Raw genomic sequence first — 17,612 nt, 5'->3', positions numbered from 1 at the left:
TCCAAGCTCGGCATCTTCCGCGCCTATACCGCGCGCCGTCCCGATGCCGGCCGCGACTGAGGCCGGCTTCGCGGCCGAGCCGCTGCGCCGGCTCGCCGACCGGGTCGCCGGCCGCTATGCCGGGGCCTCGCGCTTCGCTCAGGGCTTCGTCCGCGGCAAGCTGCGGGGCGATCCGGCGACGGCGGCGGTCCTGCGCCTGGCCGCCGCCGCCCCCTTCGGCCGGGTGGTCGATCTCGGCTGCGGCCGCGGCCAGCTCGGCCTTGCGCTGCTGCTGGAGGGGCTTGCCGAGCAGCTCACCGGGCTTGATCGCGATGCTGCGAAGATCGCCGAGGCGGGCGCGGCCGCGACCGGGCTGCCGGCGCGCTTCGCCGTCGCCGACCTGGCCACCGCGCCTGTGCCGGACTGCGACACGCTGCTCATCATCGACGTGTTGCTGCAGATGCCGGAAGCGGCGCAGCACGCGCTGCTGGCGCGCATGGTCGCCGCGGCGCGGCGCCGCATCCTGATCCGCGCCTTCGACCCGGATTGCGGCTGGCGCGCGCGGGTCGGCTTCGCCATGGAACGAATGGGCCGTCGGGTGCGGGGCGACCAGGTCGAGATCCGGCCGCTGCCGGTGCCGCTGCTTGAAGCCCGGCTGGCCGCGGCCGGCTTTGCGGTGAGGGTGGTGCCGTGCTGGGCGGGCACGCCGTTGCCCAACGTGCTGCTGATCGCCGAGCGTCCGGCGGCATGAGGCGGCAGATCCAGGCTGCGGCCGTAGTCCTTTCGGCAGCCTTGGGCGCGGCGCCCGCCGCGGCCCAGGCGCCGGCGCCCGCGCTGCCCATCCTCGAGGCGGGGGTCTTCGGCGGCGGCGCCCTGCTGCCCGACTACCCCGCCGCTGGCCAGTCGCACGCGCGCGGCGTCGTCCTGCCCTGGCTGATCTATCGCGGCGAGCTGTTCCGCAGCGATGACCGCGGCCTCCGCGGCCGGCTCTGGCGGAGCCGCGACCTGGGATCCACGCTGAACGCCAATGGCGCCGTCGGCAGCCGCTCGCGCGACAACCGGGCGCGCGAAGGACTGCCCGACCTTGACTGGCTCGGCGAAATCGGCCCCTCGCTGCGCTGGGTGGCTTGGCGCAGCGCACCCGGCACCACCCGACTGACGCTGGAGACGCCGGTCCGCGCGGTTTTCTCCACCGATTTTTCAAGTGTGAAGTACCGCGGCTACGTCTTTGCGCCGGAGCTGGCGCTGGAACGCTCCGGGCTCGGCCTGCCGCGGTCGCGGGCGCGGATCGGCCTCGGCCCGGTCTTCGCCTCGGGCGGGCTGATGGACTACTGGTATCGGGTCGAGGAGCGCTACAGCCGGCCCGGCCGGCCGGCCTACGACGCTGCCGGCGGCTATCTTGGGCTACGCCTGCAATTCTCCTACCGGGTGCCGCTCACAGAGCGAATCTCAGGCCTCGGCCGGCGGGCGGATCGAGAACGTTAGCGGTGCGAGCAATGCCGGCAGCCCGCTCTTCCGCTCCGAGTTGAACGCGACGGTGGTCGCTGGCCTGTCCTTCGCCCTCTACCGTTCGGCGGCGCAGACCAACTCGGCCGCCGAGCCCTTCGATTGAGCGCAGGGCCGCACTTCACGCCTTGCAATGGCAAACAAGCTTCTGATAGCCATGACAAAATGCTGCTGACGACAAGTTCGGCGCCCACGCTACTCACGCGGATACAACCCACATGTCCTCCGGCGCTCCCGTCCCCGAACTTTCGGCGCCTTCGCCCGCCTCTCCGCAGCAGGAAGCCGGATTGGCCCGGCTGATCGTGTCGGTCCTCTCGCTTGAGATCGCGCCCGAGGAAATCCAGCCCGAGGCACCGCTGTTCAACCAGGGGCTAGGACTCGACTTCCATCGACGCGCTCGAGATCGCGCTGGCCGTGTCGAAGACCTACGACGTGAAGCTGCGCTCCGACGACGAGCGCAACCACCGCATCTTCGCCTCGCTGCGCAGCCTCGCCGCGCATATCGAGAAGCACCGGACGCGATAGCGGCATGGCGGCCGCGCCAGCATCCTGCATCGCGGCGCCGCGATGCCGGCCGGACGTCTCGATCGTGCCGGCGCTCCTGGTGCTGGCGTTGGTGCTCGCCCTGGAGGCCGCCGGCGGCGCCGCCATCCTGCGCTTGGCGGGGAGGCGGGTCCCGCCTTGCTCGCCGCGCTCGGCAGCCTCGCCGCCGGCCTGCGCTTCGGCTGGACCCTGCGCCCGGGCGTCGAGCCGCTGATCTCCCGCTACAGCCGCTTCGATGCGGCCGGCCCGCCCGATCCGGACGGCCGCTACACCCGCCGGCTTACCGCCGCCTGGGCGGTGCTGCTTGGCGGCTTCGCGCTGACGTTCCTGGCCGCCGCGCTCGGTCTCTGTCCGGCCGCGCCCCTCTGGCCGTTGCAGCCGGCGCTTTGTGCCATCCTCTTCTTCGGCGAGCACCTGCTCCGCCGCCGTTGCTTTCCCGAACTCGGCCGCGTCACGCCGCTGCGGACGCTCCACGCCATCTATCGGTGCCACCGGCAGGTCGGGCATGCCGCCTGACCTGGTCGGCCAACGACTGGACTGGCCACTGATCGACCGGCCCATGTCCGACGTGGTCTGCCGCCGCGCGGCGCGGGCGATCACCGTCGGCCAGTTGTTGGCCGAGGCCGCCACCCTGGCCGCCCGCCTGCCGGCTGCGGCGGAGGCGCATGCGATCAACCTTTGCGCTGACCGCTACCGGATGCTGGTCGGCTTCGTCGCCGCCCTGCTGCGCGGCCATGTGACACTGCTGAACGCCGATCCCGCACCGGCGCGGCTGCGGGCGCTGGCCGCGCCGCATGCCTGCGCCTATGTCCTGGCGGATGGCACCGAACTCGGCGCACTGCCCATGCCGGTGATCCAGCTTGGCGAGGGGGAAGCGGCCGCCGGCCCGGTACCGGCGATCCCCGCGATCCCGCTCGACCGTATCGTCGCGGTCGGCTTCACCTCCGGCTCGACCGCCGAGCCGACCGCGCATCCGAAGCCCTGGGGGGCGCTGGTCGCCGCCGCCGGTGCGGCCGCCGAGCGCTTCGGGCTGCGCGCCGCGGACGGCGCCCCGGTCACCATCCTGGCGACCGTGCCGCCGCAGCACATGTACGGCTTCGAGACCACGATCATGCTGCCGCTGCAGGCCGCCGTCGCCTGCCATGCCGGCGCGAGCTTCTTCCCCTCCGACGTCCTCGACCTCGCTTGCCGCCCTGCCGCCCCGCCGGCTGCTCGTCACTACGCCGCTGCATCTCCGCGCCCTGCTGGCCGAGGGCCGGCGCCCGATGCCGCTGGAGGCCGTGATCTCCGCCACCGCGCCGCTGGCGGCCCCCATCGCCGCGGCGGTGGAGCGCGACTGGCAGGCGCCGATGCTCGAGATCTACGGCGCGACCGAGGCCGGCTCGATGGCCAGCCGCCGCACCCTGCACGAGGCCGACTGGCTGCCCTATCGCGGCGTCGCATGCCGTGCCGAGGGCGTCTTCGTCCCCGGCCTCGGCGAGGTCCGGCTCGCCGACTTGCTGGAGGCTGGGCCGGATGGAAGGTTCCGCCTGCTTGGGCGCCGCAGCGATATGGTCAAGCTGGCCGGCCGCCGCGCCTCGCTCGCCGACCTCAACCGCCGGCTGCTGGAGGTCGAGGGCGTCAGGGACGGCGTCTTCGTCGCGCCGGAGGATATCGAGCGCAACCCGGCGGCCCGGCTGGCCGCCTATGTCGTGGCGCCTGGCCGCTCGGCGGAGGAGATCCTGGCCGGGCTGCGCAGCCGACTGGAGCCGCTCTTCCTCCCGCGCCCGATGTGGCTGGTGCCGAGCCTGCCGCGCGACCGGCTTGGCAAGCTGTCGCAGCGCGCGCTGTCCGAGCTGCGCCTGACGACTGCGAGAATCGGGTGACTCCGGCATCGGCCGGCCTGGCCACCCGCGTGACCATCCCCGCCGATCATCCAGCGCTGCCGGGACACTTCCCCGGCCGGCCGATCGTGCCCGGCGTGTTGCTGCTGGATGCGGTCATGCAGGCGGCCGGGCTTGGCCAGGGCTTGCTGCGGCGGGCCAAGTTCCTGGCCCCCGTGCTGCCGGGCGACGCCGTAGAGATCGACCTGCTGCCAAGCTCCGGCAGGCTCGGCTTCGCCTGCCGCTGCCGCGGAACCCTCGTGCTGAGCGGCGAGTTCGCATGGCCGGCCCCCAGACGCCGACACCATGGCCGCGGGCCCGGCCCGGCCCGAATGGACCCGGGCGCCGGAGCGCGGCAGCGTGACGCTGGCCCGCTTCATGCTCTGGCTGGTGCACAGCATCGGCTGGTGGCCGGGCCACCTGCTGCTCCATCCGATCGCGGCCTATTTCCTGCTTGCCTCGCCACGGCCGCGTGCCGCCGCCCGGGCCTATCTGGCGCGGGCGCTCGGCCGTCGGCCGGGGCTGCGCGACCTCCACAGGCTCTATTTCACCTTCGCCTCCACCATCCTCGACCGCGCCTTCCTGGTCAGCGGCAAGGCAGAGGACTACCGCGTCGAGGTGCATGGGTTGGAGGCGCTGCAGGCGCGGATCGCCGAGGGCCGCGGCTGCCTGATCTTTGGCGCGCATCTCGGCAGCTTCGAAGCGTTGCGTCTGGTCGCCGACCGCGGCTGCCCGGTAGAGCTTGGCGATCATGATGCACGAGGCGAATGCGGCGCGGCTGAAGGCGGTCTTCGATGCGGTCGGCGGCAGTGCCCGCGCCGCCGCGGTGATCCCGCTCGGCACCGCCGAGGTCGATGCTGCGGGCGCAGGAATGTCTGCAGCGGAACGGCTTGGTCGGGCTGCTGGCAGACCGCGCGCCACGCGCCGAGCGGGTGCTGGAGGTGCCCTTCCTCGGCCAGCCGGCGCCGCTGCCGACCGGGCCGCACCTGCTGGCCGCGGTGCTCGGCGCGCCGGTCATGCTCGCCTTCGGCATCTGGCGCGGCCCGCGCCACTACGAGGTTCGCTTCGAACCCTTCGCCGAGCCCCTGCCGCCCGGCCGGGCCGGTCGCGAGGCGGCGATCGCCGAACGCGTCCGCCGCTATGCCGCGCGGCTCGAGGCACTTTGCCGGGAGCATCCCTACAACTGGTTCAACTTCTACGATTTCTGGCGGCGGGACGCGGCATGAGCCGGCGCGGCTTCGTGCTGCTGGCCTTGCTGCCTTGGCTGCCGGCCCGGGCGCAGCAGCCGGGCTTCGAGGCGCTGATGCGCCGCTTCGCCGCGCTGCCCGCCTCCCACGCCAGCTTCACCGAGGAAAAGGCGATCCCCGAGCTCGACCTGCCGCTGCCGAGCACGGGGCTGCTCGCCTGGCAGGCACCCGACCGGCTGGAGAAGCGGACCACCAGCCCGATCGAGGAGGTGCTGCGGGTGGAGGGCAACCGGCTCGACTATGCTCGCCCCGACCGCGGCATCCACCGCGAATCTAGCCTGGAGGACCAGCCGGAGATGCGGGCGCTGGTGGAGGCGATCCGCGGCACCCTGGCGGGCGATGCCGCAGCGCTGCGGCGCCACTACGAGGTCGGCTTCGAGGGCGCGGCGGAGGGTGCCTGGCGGATGGACCTCGTGCCGCTGTCGCTGCGGGTCCGCGCCGCGGTGCAGCGCATCCGCCTCGCCGGCCGCGGCGCCCAGGTGCTGGAGGTCGACACCGAGGGCAATGGCGGGGTCACCCGGATGCGGATCACCCCCCAGCCTTGAGGCGCCTGCTGCTTGCGCTGGCGGCGCTCGCAGGGCTCGGCGTGGCTCTCGGCCTCGGCATCGGCCTGCGCACGGATCTCGCCGGATTCCTGCCCGCCGGCCGCACCCCGGCCAGTGCCTTCCTGGTGCGGGAGCTGCAGAGCGGCGCCGCCACCACGCTGCTGCTGGCGGGCATCGAGGGTGCGCCGCCGGCCGAGCTGGCGCGGCTCTCGCGCGAGACCGCGGCCGGGCTGCGCGCCTCCGGCCGCTTCGACTTCGTCGGCGACGGCACGCTCACCCTCTCGGAGGCGGAGCAGGCCTTCCTGTTCCGCTACCGCTACCTGCTCTCGCCGGAGACGCGGCCAGAGGCCTTCACGGCCGCGGCGCTGCGGGACCGGCTGCAGGCGCTGCTCGACGGGCTGCGCTCCGCCGCCTCCCCGTTGCTGGCGCGCTTCGGCTTCGCCGACCCGACCGGCGCCTTCCTCGGCCTCGCCCGGGAGTTCCTCGGTGAGACGCCGGTCGAGACGCGCGACGGCGCCTGGTTCGCCGCCGGCGAGGGGCACCGCGCGCCCTGCTGCTCGCCCGCATCGCCGGCAGCAGCGGGCTGGACGCCGGGAGCCAGCAAGCGGCGATCGCCGCCTTCCGCGCCGCCTACGACGCGGCCCGGCCCGGCCCGGCCCGGCTGCTGCTGAGCGGGCCAGGCGTCTTCGGCGCCGAGGCCGCCCGGGCGATCCGCGGCGATGTCGAGCTCATCAGCCTGGCCTCGCTCGGCCTGCTCGGCGGCTTCTTGTGGTGGCGTTACCGCTCGCTGCTGCTGCTCGGCCTGGTCGCCGTGCCGCTCGGCGCCGGCACGCTGACCGGCTTCGCTGCCACGGCGCTGGTGGCGGGTGGGGCGCCGCACGGCATCGCCTTCGGCTTCGGCATGACCATGCTGGGCGTGACCGTGGACTACCCGATTCTGCTGGTCAGCCTGCGCCAGCCTGGGGAGGGGCTGGACGCCGCCGCTACGCGCATCTGGCCGACCCTTCGCCTAGCGGCCGGGGGCGCGGCGACCGGGCTGGCGGCGATGCTGGGCTCGGGCTTTCCCGGCCTGGTGCAGCTCGGCGTCTTCGCCGGGAGCGGGCTGCTCGCCGCCGCTGCGGCGACGCGCTGGGTCCTGCCGGCGCTGGTCCCGCAGGCGCGCATCGTGCCGCAGCCGATGCCGCGCCCGATCGCCGCCGCACTGCGGGCGCTCCGGGGCCGGCGCCGGTTGGCGCTCGGCCTGCTGGCGGCGGCGCTGCTGGTGCTGGCGGCCGCGGGCGGGCCGCGCTGGCAGCGCGACATCGCCGCGCTCAGCCCGGTGCCGGCCGCGGCCCAGGCGCTCGATGCTGAGCTCCGCCGCCAGCTCGGCGCGCCCGATGTGCGGCTCATCATCGCCCTCGGCCCGGGGACGGAGGCGGCGGTGCTGGCGGCCTCCGAGCGGCTCGGCGCCGCGGTCGGGCCGCTGCTCGGGCCGGAGGGGCGCTGGAGGCGCTCGACCTGCCGAGCCGCTGGCTGCCGGGCCCGGCGACGCAGGAGGCCCGCCGCGCCGCCCTCCCTGGAACGGATGCGGCCGAGGCGGCGCTGCGCGAGGCGATGCAGGGCCTGCCCTTCCGGCCCGGCGCCTTCGCCCCGTTCCTCGCCGCGCTGGCGGAAAGCCGCACCCTGCCGCCGCTGACCGCGGCCGGCCTGGCGGAAGCGGCGCCGACGCTCGCGGCGCGACTCTCGCCCCTGCTCGCCCGACGGGACGGGACGGTGCGCGGCGTGGCGCTGGCCCACGGGGTGCGCGACACGGCGGCGCTGGCCGCGGCGGTGGCGGCGCTCGGCGACCCGGCCATCCTGCTGGTCGACGTCAAGGCGGAGACCGAGGGGCTGCTGGCGGATTACGGCCGGGCGACGCTGCTCTGGGCGCTGGCCGGCGGCGGCGTGGCGCTCGGCCTGCTGGCGCTCGGGCTCGGCGGGCCGGGCGCCGCGCTGCGCGTGGCCGCGCCGATCGGCGGCGCGTTGCTGGTCACCCTGGCCACGTTGGCGGCGCTGGGGGAAGCGTTGACGCTCTTCCATCTCGCCTCCCTGCTGTTGCTCGGCGGTCTGGCGATCGACTACTCTCTCTTCCTTGCGCGGGCACCCGACCCTTGCAGCGACGCCGAGGTTGCCCTGGGAGCCGTCTTGAACTGTGCCGCCTGCACGCTATTGACCTTCGGGCTGCTTTCCTTCTGTGGCACGCCGGTGCTGCGGGGAATTGGCCTGACGGTGAGCTGCGGCGTGGCGAGCGCCTTCCTGCTGGCCTGCATGCTGACGCCGCGCCCCGCCGATGCCTGAACCTGTGAACCTTTGGCCGCTGACGCTGTCGGCTTTCACCGCCGTGACGGCAATGGGCGTCGGTTTCGCGCCGCTGCGGGCGGCGCTGCACGAACGCCGAACCGGCCTGCAACCCTGCACGATGGAGGGTATGCCGGAAAACATCTGGATCGGCCGCGTGCCGGGGCTCGAGGAGGTGGAGCTTCCCGCCGACCTTGCCGGCTTTGCCTGCCGCAATAACCGTCTGGCCGAGCTTGCCCTGAGCACCGACGGCTTCGCCGCCGCAGTCCAGGCAGCGCGGGAACGGCATGGCGCCGAGCGCGTCGCCGTGGTGCTCGGCACCAGCACCGCCGGTATCGAGCAGACCGAGCAGGCCTGGCGCCGGCGCGAGCCGGCAGGCGGCGCCATGCCGGCAGATTTCGACTATGCCCGCACCCAGGACCTGCAGGCGCTGCCGCGCTATGTCCGCGCCCGGCTCGGCCTGCGCGGCCCGGCCATCGCGGTCTCCACCGCCTGCACCTCCGGCGCCCGGGCGATGATGGAGGCGGCGGCGCTGATCGCCGCCGGGGTGGTGGATGCGGCGGTGGCGGGCGGCGTCGACACGCTGTGCCGGATGACGCTGCACGGCTTCGCCGCGCTGGAACTGCTCAGCCGCGGCGGGCCGACCCGGCCCTGCGCCGCCGACCGCGACGGCATCTCGATCGGCGAGGGCGCCGGGCTGGTGCTGCTGCAGCGGCCCGCGGAGGCGCCGCCGGGGGCGCCGCTGCTGCTCGGCGCCGGCGCCAGCAGCGACGGCCACCACATGTCCTCCCCGCATCCCGAGGGGCTGGGCGCGGTGACGGCCATGCGGGCGGCGCTGGAGGCCGCGGGGCTGGCACCGGACGCCATCGACTACGTCAACCTGCACGGCACCGGCACCCGCGCCAACGACGCCATGGAAGACCGCGCGGTCCATCACCTGTTCCGAGACCGCGTGCCCTGCAGCTCGACCAAGGGCTGGACCGGCCACACGCTCGGCGCCTCCGGCGCGATCGAGGCGGTGATCGCCGCGCTCTGCCTCGAGGAAGGGCTGGTCCCGGGCTGCCTTGGCGCCACGGCGACCGACCCGGGATTCCGCAGCGCCGTCGCCCGCGACAACCGTAGTCTGCCCGGGATGCGGCGGGTGCTGAGCAATTCCTTCGGCTTCGGCGGCAGCAACTGCGCCCTGCTGATCGGCGGGCCGGCGTGAGCCTGCTGCGCTGCCGGGTGGATGGGGTCGGCCTGCTGGGACCGGGCCTGTCCGGCTGGGCGGCGAGCCTTGCCATCCTGGCGGGCGCCACGCCCTGGGCCGGCGCAGAGATCGTCGCGCCGCCGCCCGCCCTGCTGCCGCCGACCGAGCGCCGCCGCACAGGGCTGCCGGTCCGCCTGGCCCTGGCCGTGGCGGCCGAGGCCACCGCGGCCGAGCCGGCCCGCGCCGGGTTGGAGACGGTCTTTGCCAGCGGCAATGGCGACGGCGCCATCATCGGCGGCATCCTCGAGGCGCTGCACGACCCTGCCGGCATCGCGATCTCGCCAACCGCCTTCCACAATCTGGTGCACAACGCGCCGTCCGGCTACTGGCACATCGCGATCGGCTCGACCGCGCCTTCGGTGTCCCTGGGCGGGCATGACGGCAGCTTCGCGGCGGGGCTGCTGGTGGCGGCGACCGCGGTGGCGACGCGCGGCCGGCCAGTGCTGTTCTGCGCCTATGACGTGCCGATGGCGCCGCCGCTCGACCGCGTGCGGCCGACTGGCTGCGCCTTCGCCGTGGCGCTGCTGCTGCGCCCGGTGGAGCAGGCCGGCGACCTGCTGGCGCTGCGCTATGTCGCGGCCCCGGCCGAGGCGCCGCCGGCCGCGGATGCACTCGACCTGCTGGCGGCGGAGAACCCGGCGGCGCGCGCCCTGCCGCTGCTGCGCGCCCTCGCCGCCCGGCGGGGAACGGCGCTGCAACTGCCGCTGGACGAGGAGGCGCATCTGGCGCTGAAAGCTCACGCCGTGCTGATGCCGCCGCTGGACCATGCGGCCATCGCCCGGCTGGTGCCGCACCAGGGCGGCATGTGCCTGCTGGACCGGGCGCTCGACTGGACTGCAGAGCGGATCACCTGCGAGGCTGTGGCCCATGCGGCGCCGGATAATCCGCTGCGGCGGGACGGCATGCTGCCCGCCGTGTGCGGCCTGGAATTCGCGCTGCAGGCCATGGCGCTGCACGGCGCGCTGACCGCGGCGGCGCCGCAGCCCGCCGGCTTCGTCAGCAGCCTGCGCGAGGTGCAGCTTGGCGCCGCGCGGCTCGACACCGTCCCCGGCCGCCTGCGCATCACCGCCGAGGCGCTGATCGCCGAGGCGCGTGGCTTCATCTACCGCTTCGAGGTCGCCGGCGGCGGCACGATCCTGCTCAGCGGGCAGGCGGCGGTCATCCTGCCGGAGCCGGCGGCATGGAGCGCGCCGCGGCGCGCCCTGGTGACCGGCGGCAGCAGCCCCATCGGCGGCGCCATCTGCCGCCGCCTCGCGGCCGATGGGCGGGAGGTGCTGGTGCATGCGCATGCTGGGCTGGTCCGGGCCGAGGCGGTGGCGGCGGGGATCCGCGCCGAGGGCGGCCGGGCCCAGGCCTTCGTCTGCGACCTGACCGACATGGCGGCGACGGCCGTGGTGCTGGACGCGCTGCTGGAGCAGGGCGGGCCGGTCCAGGTCCTGGTGCACAATGCCGGCACGCATGACGACGCGCCGCTGGCGGGCATGAGCGAGGCGCAATGGCGCGGCGTGATCGACGTCTCGCTGCACGGCTTCTACGCCGCGCTGCGGCCGCTGCTGCTGCCGATGATCGGCACGCGCTGGGGCCGCATCTTGGCGATCTCCTCGATCTCCGGTCTGATCGGCAACCGGGGCCAGGCGAGATTACGCCGCCGCCAAGGCCGGGCTGATCGGTGCGGTGAAGTCGCTCTCGCTCGAATACGCCTCGCGCGGGGTGACGGCGAATGCGGTGGCGCCCGGGATCATCGACAGCCCGGCGGTGGCGGCGGCGATGCCGCGCGAGCGCATTGCGCAGCTGGTGCCGGCCCGGCGCGCCGGGCAGCCGGAGGAGGTCGCGGACCTCGTCGGCTTTCTCACCTCGGAGCGGGCCGGCTACATCACCGGCCAAGCCATTGCGATCAGCGGCGGGCTCGGCTGAGCCGCGCGGCTCAGGAGGATTTCGGCGCCGATTGCTGGATGATGGTGTTCCGCAGGTTCTGCACCCAACTGTTGTAGTTGCGGTGGATCATCCCGTTCTCGTAGTTGAGATTCACGCTCGAGACGTAGCGGATGGCGAAGCGCTGCGTGTTGTAGGTGATCTGCACCTCCGCCTGGTGCGACCGCAGCAGCAGCGTGCCGCGCATCACCCCGGGACCCTTCGGGTCGATCCGCCAGCCGAGCGCGGTGCCGGCGCCGCGGATCTGGTCGGCCCGCTGCGAAAGGGTGGCGTGGCCCAGGAATTCGCCGCTCGCATCCTGCACCGGGGCAGTGCGGGCGCAGCCGGCGAGCGCGCCGGCGGTGAGCAGGGCCGCGGCGACGAGGCCGCGTCGGGTCGAGGTCATGGAGTCCTCCCGAAGACTTCCGCTATGTCCGGTGGAGGATGCGCGTTCCGATCCGGGTCCTCAACCCGGCGCGCTGGCCACGTTCCGCCCTGCCGGCGGCTTCAGGTCAGCCGCGCCCCTGCCCACTGTCTCAAGGCAGGCCGACCTGCTTCACGGGCCTCCCAGGCACCAAATCGACAGCCAAACTATGGCAGCGGAGGGATGGCGAAGGCGAGGTGAGTTTCCTCGCGCCGCTCGCAGCGACTGGTGAGGCGGCGGGAGCGAGCCATCAGGCCACCGTCCGCGCGTCCTCCAGCGGCGCCGCCCAAACCCACTACTGGTTTTACCCTCAACATCGTGCAATCGAGAGGAGATGCCGCGACGGCGAGGATTCATCGAGGGTAGCCTGCTTCCGCCGAGAGCGCTCTGCCCAGCCGTTCCTTCGATCCATTGAACGATTTCGACCTTGAGCCCTCGCCCCGAGTGTGTCGGGACGCGGTCCATGCTGCCTCGGTACGGTGAATAGGCTCGCCGGCGCAGTCATTCCGTCCGACGACGGAACCAGTCGCCCGCCCGTTCCAGAGCTCCGCCGGTGGCGGTGGCAGCGCGGCCTATCGCCTGCCCCGACTCCGTACCGGCCTTGTCTATCGCAGCGCCGGCGCGGGTCGCCGGCTGCCTGCTCTCACAGCCCGCCGCAGAGAGGGCACCGCAGCAGACGATCCAGCACGCGCGTCGTCTGCTCGGGCCACCGTCATCGGCAGTTCGCTGCATCGCTTTGCCATCCCAGATTTTGCACAAGGCACCTCCGCACGACTGAATCGCTGTCGCAGCCTCGTTAGCTTCGAAGTCGGGATCATAGGTTCTTCCTGCCCGCATGGGCAGGCCGAGGCCGTTCACTCGGAAATCGAGACCGAGATGGGCGGCTTCCGTTGAAAATGGGCCTCGCGGACCGGCCCAGGGAGGCGATGCCCGCTCGGGGCGGGCAGCCTCGGCTCGGCCGTCCTGGCCCTGCCGCATCAGCCGAAGCGTGCCGGCGTGGGTAGCGGCACCAGCTACGCTAGCTTGCGGAGATCCTGGGTCGCCGCCGTCAGGCGAAGCTCGTCGCAGGCGCCATTCGGGCCTCGTCGTCGCAGCCTGCTCAGAGCCCGTCCTGGACGCTTGCAGCCAGGTTGAGGGCTTTGCTGCCGAGGCTTGAGCATCAGACAGGGCCTTCTCGGAGGTCTTCCGATTGAACGTATAGGTTCAACCCAGGAAGGGCGGGTGGTAGCTGCCCTGTCGCGGCTTCGGGACCCGCAACTGCAGCGACCCCAGCCGGGTGTCGAGCGTCCGGTCCTGAAAGCCGCTCCGGTCGTTCAGCCGCTCGCCGGTGCGCTCGCGCCGCCCTGCGCCGATCAGGCCCTCCCTATCGGCCTCCATCAGCATCTGCAGCACCGCCTCGGCGACGCTGCGGAGGATGTCGCCATCGCCGGCATTCGTCGGCAGGTCGGCCAACATCCGTCTATCCTCGGTCATCGGGTCCTCGGCCGGCCAAGGGTGGAAGCCTCGCAACTCTACCCAGCCGCCAGGTCCGATGGCCACCCCACCTCTACGCCCCGGCCAAGGCCGGATCTTCCGCCACCTCCGCGGACGCTACCGCATCGGCTTCCAATCGAAACGCGTCTTCGTTACACTATGGAAAAAGTTATGCAAACGAATGTGATAAAATCTTCAGGTAGCAAGCCAGCCGTTACGCCCTTACGCCACGTTGTGGGTAGCAGTTTTTACTACCTCAACGGAGCCCGATCATGCCGTCGCGGTCCGCATGCAGCGTCTCGCTTACCCCGACGCTTGCTGGTTACGTCGCGGCCCAGGTCGCCTCAGGGCGCTATCGCACGGCGTCCGAGGTGATGCGGGCCGCGCTCCGCCTCATGCAGCAAAGCGAGCCGGACACACAAACCACCGCCGAAGCAGGGCTGGCACAGACACAGCGGCCCGTTGCCCAGCGTCGTCGGCAACCATGACGGGAGGGGAGACCCGACCAGATGCTGGCGACAGAGAGCGCCTGCTGGCGCTGGAGGCCGAAGTCGTACGTCTTCGAGCCGCGCTGACCGCGGCAGGCCTGGACGCAAGCGTGGCACGCGCTGCCACGGCCGACGCAGAAGCCGCCATGCACCTCGCCCGATCCGACGCTGCGACCGCCGCTTCGGGCCATGCCTGCGACATGGCGGCGGGCCGTATCGAACTGACCGACGCCGCCGCCTTCAACGTGCGTTTGCAGGACCTGAACGACGAGTTGCTCGCCCGCGAGGAACGTCTCCAGGCCGTGGTTGAGAGCGCGACCAGCCACGCCATCATTGAAATGGATTTCGAGGGCCGCATCACCGGCTGGAGCCCGGGCGCCGAGCACGTGCTCGGCTGGACCGCTGCTGAGGCGATAGGCCAGGACGGAGCTGTCATCTGGACCCTGGAGGATCGCGCGGCAGGGGAACCAGAGCGCGAGCGGCAGGTGGCAGACGCGGTCGGCACCATGGCTGGCGATCGTTGGCATGTTCGGTGTGACGGCGCGCGCTTCTGGGGCTCAGGCCATCTGACGCTGCTGCGCAACGGCCGGCCCCGTGGCTACCTGAAGATCCTGCGTGACCGCACGGCGGAGCGGCGTGCGGAGGAGGCACTGCGTGAGAGTGAGGCGGCGCGGCGTGTCGCACTCGAGGGCGGGCGGATGGGCGCATGGCGCTGGGATTGCCGTGCCCGGAGCGTGCGATGCGATCCGATGCTCATGGCGCTTTGGGGCCTGCCGTCCACGGAGGCGGCTGTCCCGGTCGAGGTCTTCACGGCGCTGACGTCCCATGAAGGGGCAGGAGTGATCGAGGCCGTGATGGCGCAAGAGGTCGCACCAGGCGAGGAGTTTGACTGGGACCTGGAGGTGATCTCCGGCCCCACTACCGGTCATTGGATACGCTTGCGAGGACGGGCCGACCTCGAACAGCCCTGGATCATTCACGGTGTGAGCTTCGACGTGACCGATACGCGGGCTGCCGCGGCGCGTCTGCGCGAGAGCGAGGCGCGGCACCGCCTCCTGATCGAGAGCTGGACACAAGCGGTCTGGGAAACCGATGCCGACGGCGTCGTCGTCGCCGACAGCCCGAGCTGGCGTGCCTATACCGGCCAGACCCCCGAGGAGTGGCGCGGCTTCGGGTGGCTGGACGCCATTCACCCCGACGATCGGCCTCATGCCGAGCGGCACTGGCGAGAGGCGATTGCGGCGCGCGGGCCGGTCGATGCCGAGTATCGCCTTCGTGCCCCAAATGGCGGCTGGCGCTGGACCAACGTTCGTGCCGCTCCGGTGCCCGATGCGAAAGGGCATGTCGAGAAGTGGGTCGGGATGAACATCGACATCGACGCTCGGAAGCGCGCCGAGGCATCGCTGCAGGAGAGCAAGGATCGCTATCACGCCCTCTTCTCGTCGATGGACGAGGCCTATGCCGTGATAGAGGTGCTCCGGGACAAGACCGGCGCATGGGGTGATTTCCGCTTCCTGGAGGTGAACCCTGCCTTTGTGGCACACACCTCGATGCCCTATCCGGTCGGGAAGACGGCGACCGAGCTGCTCGGTGCACCGAACCCGCGCTGGACGCAAATGTACGGACAGGCGCTCGACACGGGTGATCCGATGCGAGTACAGGAGGCGGAGCCAACGCTCGGGCGTTTGTTCGACCTCAACATCTTCAGTCTTGATCGCGCCCAGAACCGGGTAGCGGTGCTGTTCAGCGACATCACCGCGCGCGTCAAGGCCGACCTAGCATTGCGCGAAAGCGAGGCGCGTTTCCGCAGCCTTGTCGAGGGCATACCACAGCTGCTCTGGCGGTCGGCAGAGGGCGGCGTATGGCGCTGGGCCTCGTCCCGGTGGTCCGACTACACTGGTCAATCACCAGAGGCTGCGCTCGAACTTGGCTGGCTGGACGCGGTACATCCCGAGGATCGCGCTGCCACGCGGAGCGCCTGGGCCGAGGCGCCCGCACGTGGGCTGCTCAGTGTTGACCACCGGCTCCGCCGCGCCGCTGACGGCGCCTGGCGTTGGCACCAGACGCGGGCCTTGCCGGTAGAGGATGGCGTGCAGAGCGAGTGGCTCGGCAGCTGCACCGACATCGAAGACCAGATGCAGGCACGCACTGTGCTTGCACGCGGGCAGCACGAGCTGCAGGAACTGGTTGCCCAGCGCACCGGCGAGTTGATGGCTGCCGAGGCGACGCTGCGTCAGTCTCAGAAGATGGAGGCCATCGGCCAGCTGACCGGCGGCATCGCGCATGATTTCAACAACATGCTCCAGGGCGTGATCGGCGGCCTCCATATGGTGCGGCTCCGCTTGGCAGAAGGACGTACCGCGGATGTGGCGCGTTATACCGACGCGGCATGCGATGCGGCTGGCCGTGCCGCCGGCCTAACCCGCCGGCTGCTCGCATTCGCCCGTCGCCAGAAGCTCGAGCCGCGACCGATCGACACCGACGCCCTTATCCGCGGTATGGAAGATTTGGTGCGTCGCTCCGTCGGGCCAGCGATCGCGCTTAAGTTCCGCTTGCATAACGGAAGCCTTCCCGTGCTCTGCGATCCGAGCGAGTTGGAGAGCGCGGTGCTGAACCTCTGCATCAATGCGCGCGACGCGATGGCGAGCGGAGGAAGCTAATCCTTACTACCAACGATGTGCAGCTCTCCTCCAGCGACATCGGACCGCACGAGGCGGCGACGCCCGGGGATTTCGTCTCAATCTGCATCCAGGACAACGGCACCGGCATGACGCCGGAGGTGTTGGAACATGTGCTGGAGCCATTTTTCACGACCAAGCCGCAGGGCGAGGGCACTGGGCTAGGGCTCAGCCAAGTCTACGGCTTCGTCCTGCAGTCCAGCGGTCTGCTGCGCATCGACAGCGCACCTGCGCATGGGACGACGATGCAGATCCTGCTACCTCATGCTGAGGTTGCCCCGAACAAGGTGGCTGAGGATCCTGCCAGGGGCGCCATGTCCACCCCGGCGCGTGGCGAGACGGTCCTCCTCGTCGATGACGAGACGGCGGTGCGGGTTCCTACCGCGGAGCGGTTACGGGACCTTGGCTATCACGTCGTCGAGGCCGAGGATGGCCCCAAGGCTCTTCGGCTCGTCGGAGAGGGCTTGCGGCCCGATGTTCTTGTGACCGATATCGGCTTGCCCGGTGGCATGGACGGCCGCGCCGTAGCCGATGAGCTTCGCCGCCAACGACCTGACCTGCCCGTGGTTTTCGCCACGGGCGACGCGCAGGTGGCCCTGCCAGATGATGCGGTGGTGGTCGCCAAGCCTTTCGATCTGGACGTGTTGGTGGCCCGGGTCGATGACGCGCTTCGCCGGGAGCAGTGACCACAACCGTGCCGCCAGGCAACTGCCATATCGCTGCCGGATGAGCCGATTGGTGGACCTTGCTGGCGCGCGCCAACCCGCGATAAGACCCGCTCTGATAGTCAAATGTGAAAACGCCTGTCGCCAATTCAACACCTCGTTGACATTATTCTCTTTCATTGGTTCTCATCCGAGACCTCCCGACGGGCTATTTTTTTATCCACCTGAGCCTCATGGCGTGGCACAGCTTCTGAAGCTGCTCATCGCCCATGCCATCCAGCTTGTGCGACTTCGTGAGCAGCGGTGGACTTGCCCATGGGTTTGACTGGGATGCAGACCGTCCAGCCACAGTGCGGCAAAACCACTAAAGCGGCGGCCTGCTCACATGTTTCCAGCAAGGCATAGACTTTGAAACCGACCATCGGGTCATCTGGCGCCCCCACTCGATCTGCGGACGAGGCGGCTTCCGCGCCACGAGTTTCTGGCGCCGGGGCCAGATTGGCCGGTGCGATGGCGGCAACGCCGAGCGCGACGACGACGAAATCGGTCGTTCCTCGCTTCTATAGCTGCCTTGCCGCAGCATCGTCCCTGTCCGGACAGTCGGCTCTGGCCGCATCGTTGGCACGGCGACCATGCGGGCATGGCTCGATCGGCGGAGGGATGCCCATGCGGGGGAGCCCGAAGAATTGGGCAGCATCCGTCCAGTTCACGGCGGGATCCGTCTAT

The 17,612-nt window shown here is 71.6% G+C and carries 17 protein-coding genes and 1 pseudogene; 15 read left to right on the top strand and 3 right to left on the bottom strand.

Translation table 11 applies throughout. From position 1 onward, the window contains the following. Positions 1-43 precede the first annotated feature (43 nt). The 3 genes from ACQ86J_RS10950 to ACQ86J_RS10940 all read left to right on the top strand — a co-directional run bounded on the left by ACQ86J_RS10950 (position 44) and on the right by ACQ86J_RS10940 (position 2,544). Positions 44-730, top strand: coding sequence for a methyltransferase domain-containing protein (locus ACQ86J_RS10950; protein WP_431271134.1), 687 nt, complete (start codon positions 44-46; stop codon positions 728-730). Positions 731-771: 41 nt separating this feature from the next. Beyond that, complete coding sequence (locus ACQ86J_RS10945) at positions 772-1,464, top strand: MipA/OmpV family protein (protein ID WP_431271133.1); 693 nt, start codon at positions 772-774, stop codon at positions 1,462-1,464. 702 nt (positions 1,465-2,166) lie between these two features. After that, positions 2,167-2,544, top strand: coding sequence for a hypothetical protein (locus ACQ86J_RS10940; protein ID WP_431271132.1), 378 nt, complete (start codon positions 2,167-2,169; stop codon positions 2,542-2,544). Positions 2,545-2,832: 288 nt separating this feature from the next. Here the strand turns inward: ACQ86J_RS10940 and ACQ86J_RS10935 are convergent, their stop codons facing one another. After that, on the bottom strand, positions 2,833-3,135 hold the full coding sequence (locus tag ACQ86J_RS10935) for a hypothetical protein (RefSeq protein ID WP_431271131.1): 303 nt from the start codon (positions 3,133-3,135) through the stop codon (positions 2,833-2,835). A 35-nt stretch (positions 3,136-3,170) separates the two neighbouring features. Between ACQ86J_RS10935 and ACQ86J_RS10930 the strand changes: the two genes are divergently transcribed. The 9 genes from ACQ86J_RS10930 to ACQ86J_RS10890 all read left to right on the top strand — a co-directional run bounded on the left by ACQ86J_RS10930 (position 3,171) and on the right by ACQ86J_RS10890 (position 11,238). Further along, positions 3,171-3,893 (top strand): hypothetical protein, encoded by a 723-nt coding sequence (locus ACQ86J_RS10930; protein WP_431271130.1) that lies wholly within the window; start codon positions 3,171-3,173, stop codon positions 3,891-3,893. Further along, positions 3,800-4,645 (top strand): 3-hydroxyacyl-ACP dehydratase FabZ family protein, encoded by an 846-nt coding sequence (locus ACQ86J_RS10925; RefSeq protein WP_431271129.1) that lies wholly within the window; start codon positions 3,800-3,802, stop codon positions 4,643-4,645. Before ACQ86J_RS10930 ends, ACQ86J_RS10925 begins: the two co-directional genes overlap by 94 nt. 99 nt (positions 4,646-4,744) lie before the next feature. Next, the gene (locus ACQ86J_RS10920; RefSeq protein WP_431271128.1) at positions 4,745-5,116 is read left to right on the top strand and encodes a hypothetical protein; all 372 of its coding nucleotides are present in this window, start codon (positions 4,745-4,747) and stop codon (positions 5,114-5,116) included. Beyond that, a complete protein-coding gene (locus ACQ86J_RS10915; RefSeq protein WP_431271127.1) occupies positions 5,113-5,682 on the top strand; it encodes a LolA family protein in 570 nt (189 codons plus the stop codon). Before ACQ86J_RS10920 ends, ACQ86J_RS10915 begins: the two co-directional genes overlap by 4 nt. Beyond that, positions 5,679-6,353, top strand: a complete 675-nt coding sequence (locus ACQ86J_RS10910; RefSeq protein WP_431271126.1) for a hypothetical protein — start codon at positions 5,679-5,681, stop codon at positions 6,351-6,353. Before ACQ86J_RS10915 ends, ACQ86J_RS10910 begins: the two co-directional genes overlap by 4 nt. Continuing rightward, the gene (locus tag ACQ86J_RS10905; RefSeq protein WP_431272368.1) at positions 6,236-7,357 is read left to right on the top strand and encodes an MMPL family transporter; all 1,122 of its coding nucleotides are present in this window, start codon (positions 6,236-6,238) and stop codon (positions 7,355-7,357) included. The genes ACQ86J_RS10910 and ACQ86J_RS10905 overlap by 118 nt, the downstream gene beginning before the upstream one ends. Beyond that, positions 7,276-7,998, top strand: coding sequence for a hypothetical protein (locus ACQ86J_RS10900; protein WP_431271125.1), 723 nt, complete (start codon positions 7,276-7,278; stop codon positions 7,996-7,998). The genes ACQ86J_RS10905 and ACQ86J_RS10900 overlap by 82 nt, the downstream gene beginning before the upstream one ends. After that, positions 7,991-9,205 carry a beta-ketoacyl-ACP synthase gene (locus tag ACQ86J_RS10895; RefSeq protein ID WP_431271124.1) on the top strand — a complete coding sequence of 405 codons (1,215 nt, stop codon included), beginning with the start codon at positions 7,991-7,993 and terminating at the stop codon, positions 9,203-9,205. Before ACQ86J_RS10900 ends, ACQ86J_RS10895 begins: the two co-directional genes overlap by 8 nt. Continuing rightward, positions 9,202-11,238 (top strand): SDR family NAD(P)-dependent oxidoreductase, encoded by a 2,037-nt coding sequence (locus tag ACQ86J_RS10890; RefSeq protein ID WP_431271123.1) that lies wholly within the window; start codon positions 9,202-9,204, stop codon positions 11,236-11,238. The genes ACQ86J_RS10895 and ACQ86J_RS10890 overlap by 4 nt, the downstream gene beginning before the upstream one ends. Here ACQ86J_RS10890 and ACQ86J_RS10885 read toward each other — a convergent pair. Both ACQ86J_RS10885 and ACQ86J_RS10880 read right to left on the bottom strand, forming a co-directional pair. Beyond that, the gene (locus ACQ86J_RS10885) at positions 11,172-11,564 is read right to left on the bottom strand and encodes a hypothetical protein (RefSeq protein WP_431271122.1); all 393 of its coding nucleotides are present in this window, start codon (positions 11,562-11,564) and stop codon (positions 11,172-11,174) included. The genes ACQ86J_RS10890 and ACQ86J_RS10885 overlap by 67 nt on opposite strands. A gap of 1,227 nt (positions 11,565-12,791) precedes the next feature. Continuing rightward, positions 12,792-13,055, bottom strand: a pseudogene (locus ACQ86J_RS10880) (transposase); the annotation flags it as partial. 272 nt (positions 13,056-13,327) lie between these two features. On the opposite strand from ACQ86J_RS10880, the gene ACQ86J_RS10875 reads away from it, so the two are divergent. From ACQ86J_RS10875 to ACQ86J_RS10865, 3 genes are read left to right on the top strand one after another with little or no spacing between them, the layout of a single operon-like run. Further along, positions 13,328-13,543: a type II toxin-antitoxin system ParD family antitoxin gene (locus ACQ86J_RS10875; protein WP_431271121.1), complete on the top strand. Its 216-nt coding sequence runs from the start codon at positions 13,328-13,330 to the stop codon at positions 13,541-13,543. Continuing rightward, entirely contained in the window at positions 13,540-16,203 is a 2,664-nt protein-coding gene (locus ACQ86J_RS10870) for a PAS domain S-box protein (protein WP_431271120.1), read from the top strand. Before ACQ86J_RS10875 ends, ACQ86J_RS10870 begins: the two co-directional genes overlap by 4 nt. A gap of 17 nt (positions 16,204-16,220) precedes the next feature. Beyond that, complete coding sequence (locus ACQ86J_RS10865; RefSeq protein WP_431271119.1) at positions 16,221-16,907, top strand: response regulator; 687 nt, start codon at positions 16,221-16,223, stop codon at positions 16,905-16,907. Positions 16,908-17,612: the final 705 nt, after the last annotated feature.

Source organism: Dankookia sp. P2, from assembly GCF_050632255.1.
In the GTDB taxonomy this organism is placed as follows: Bacteria; Pseudomonadota; Alphaproteobacteria; order Acetobacterales; family Acetobacteraceae; genus Paracraurococcus.
This window is presented reverse-complemented; position numbering and strand designations above follow the sequence as displayed.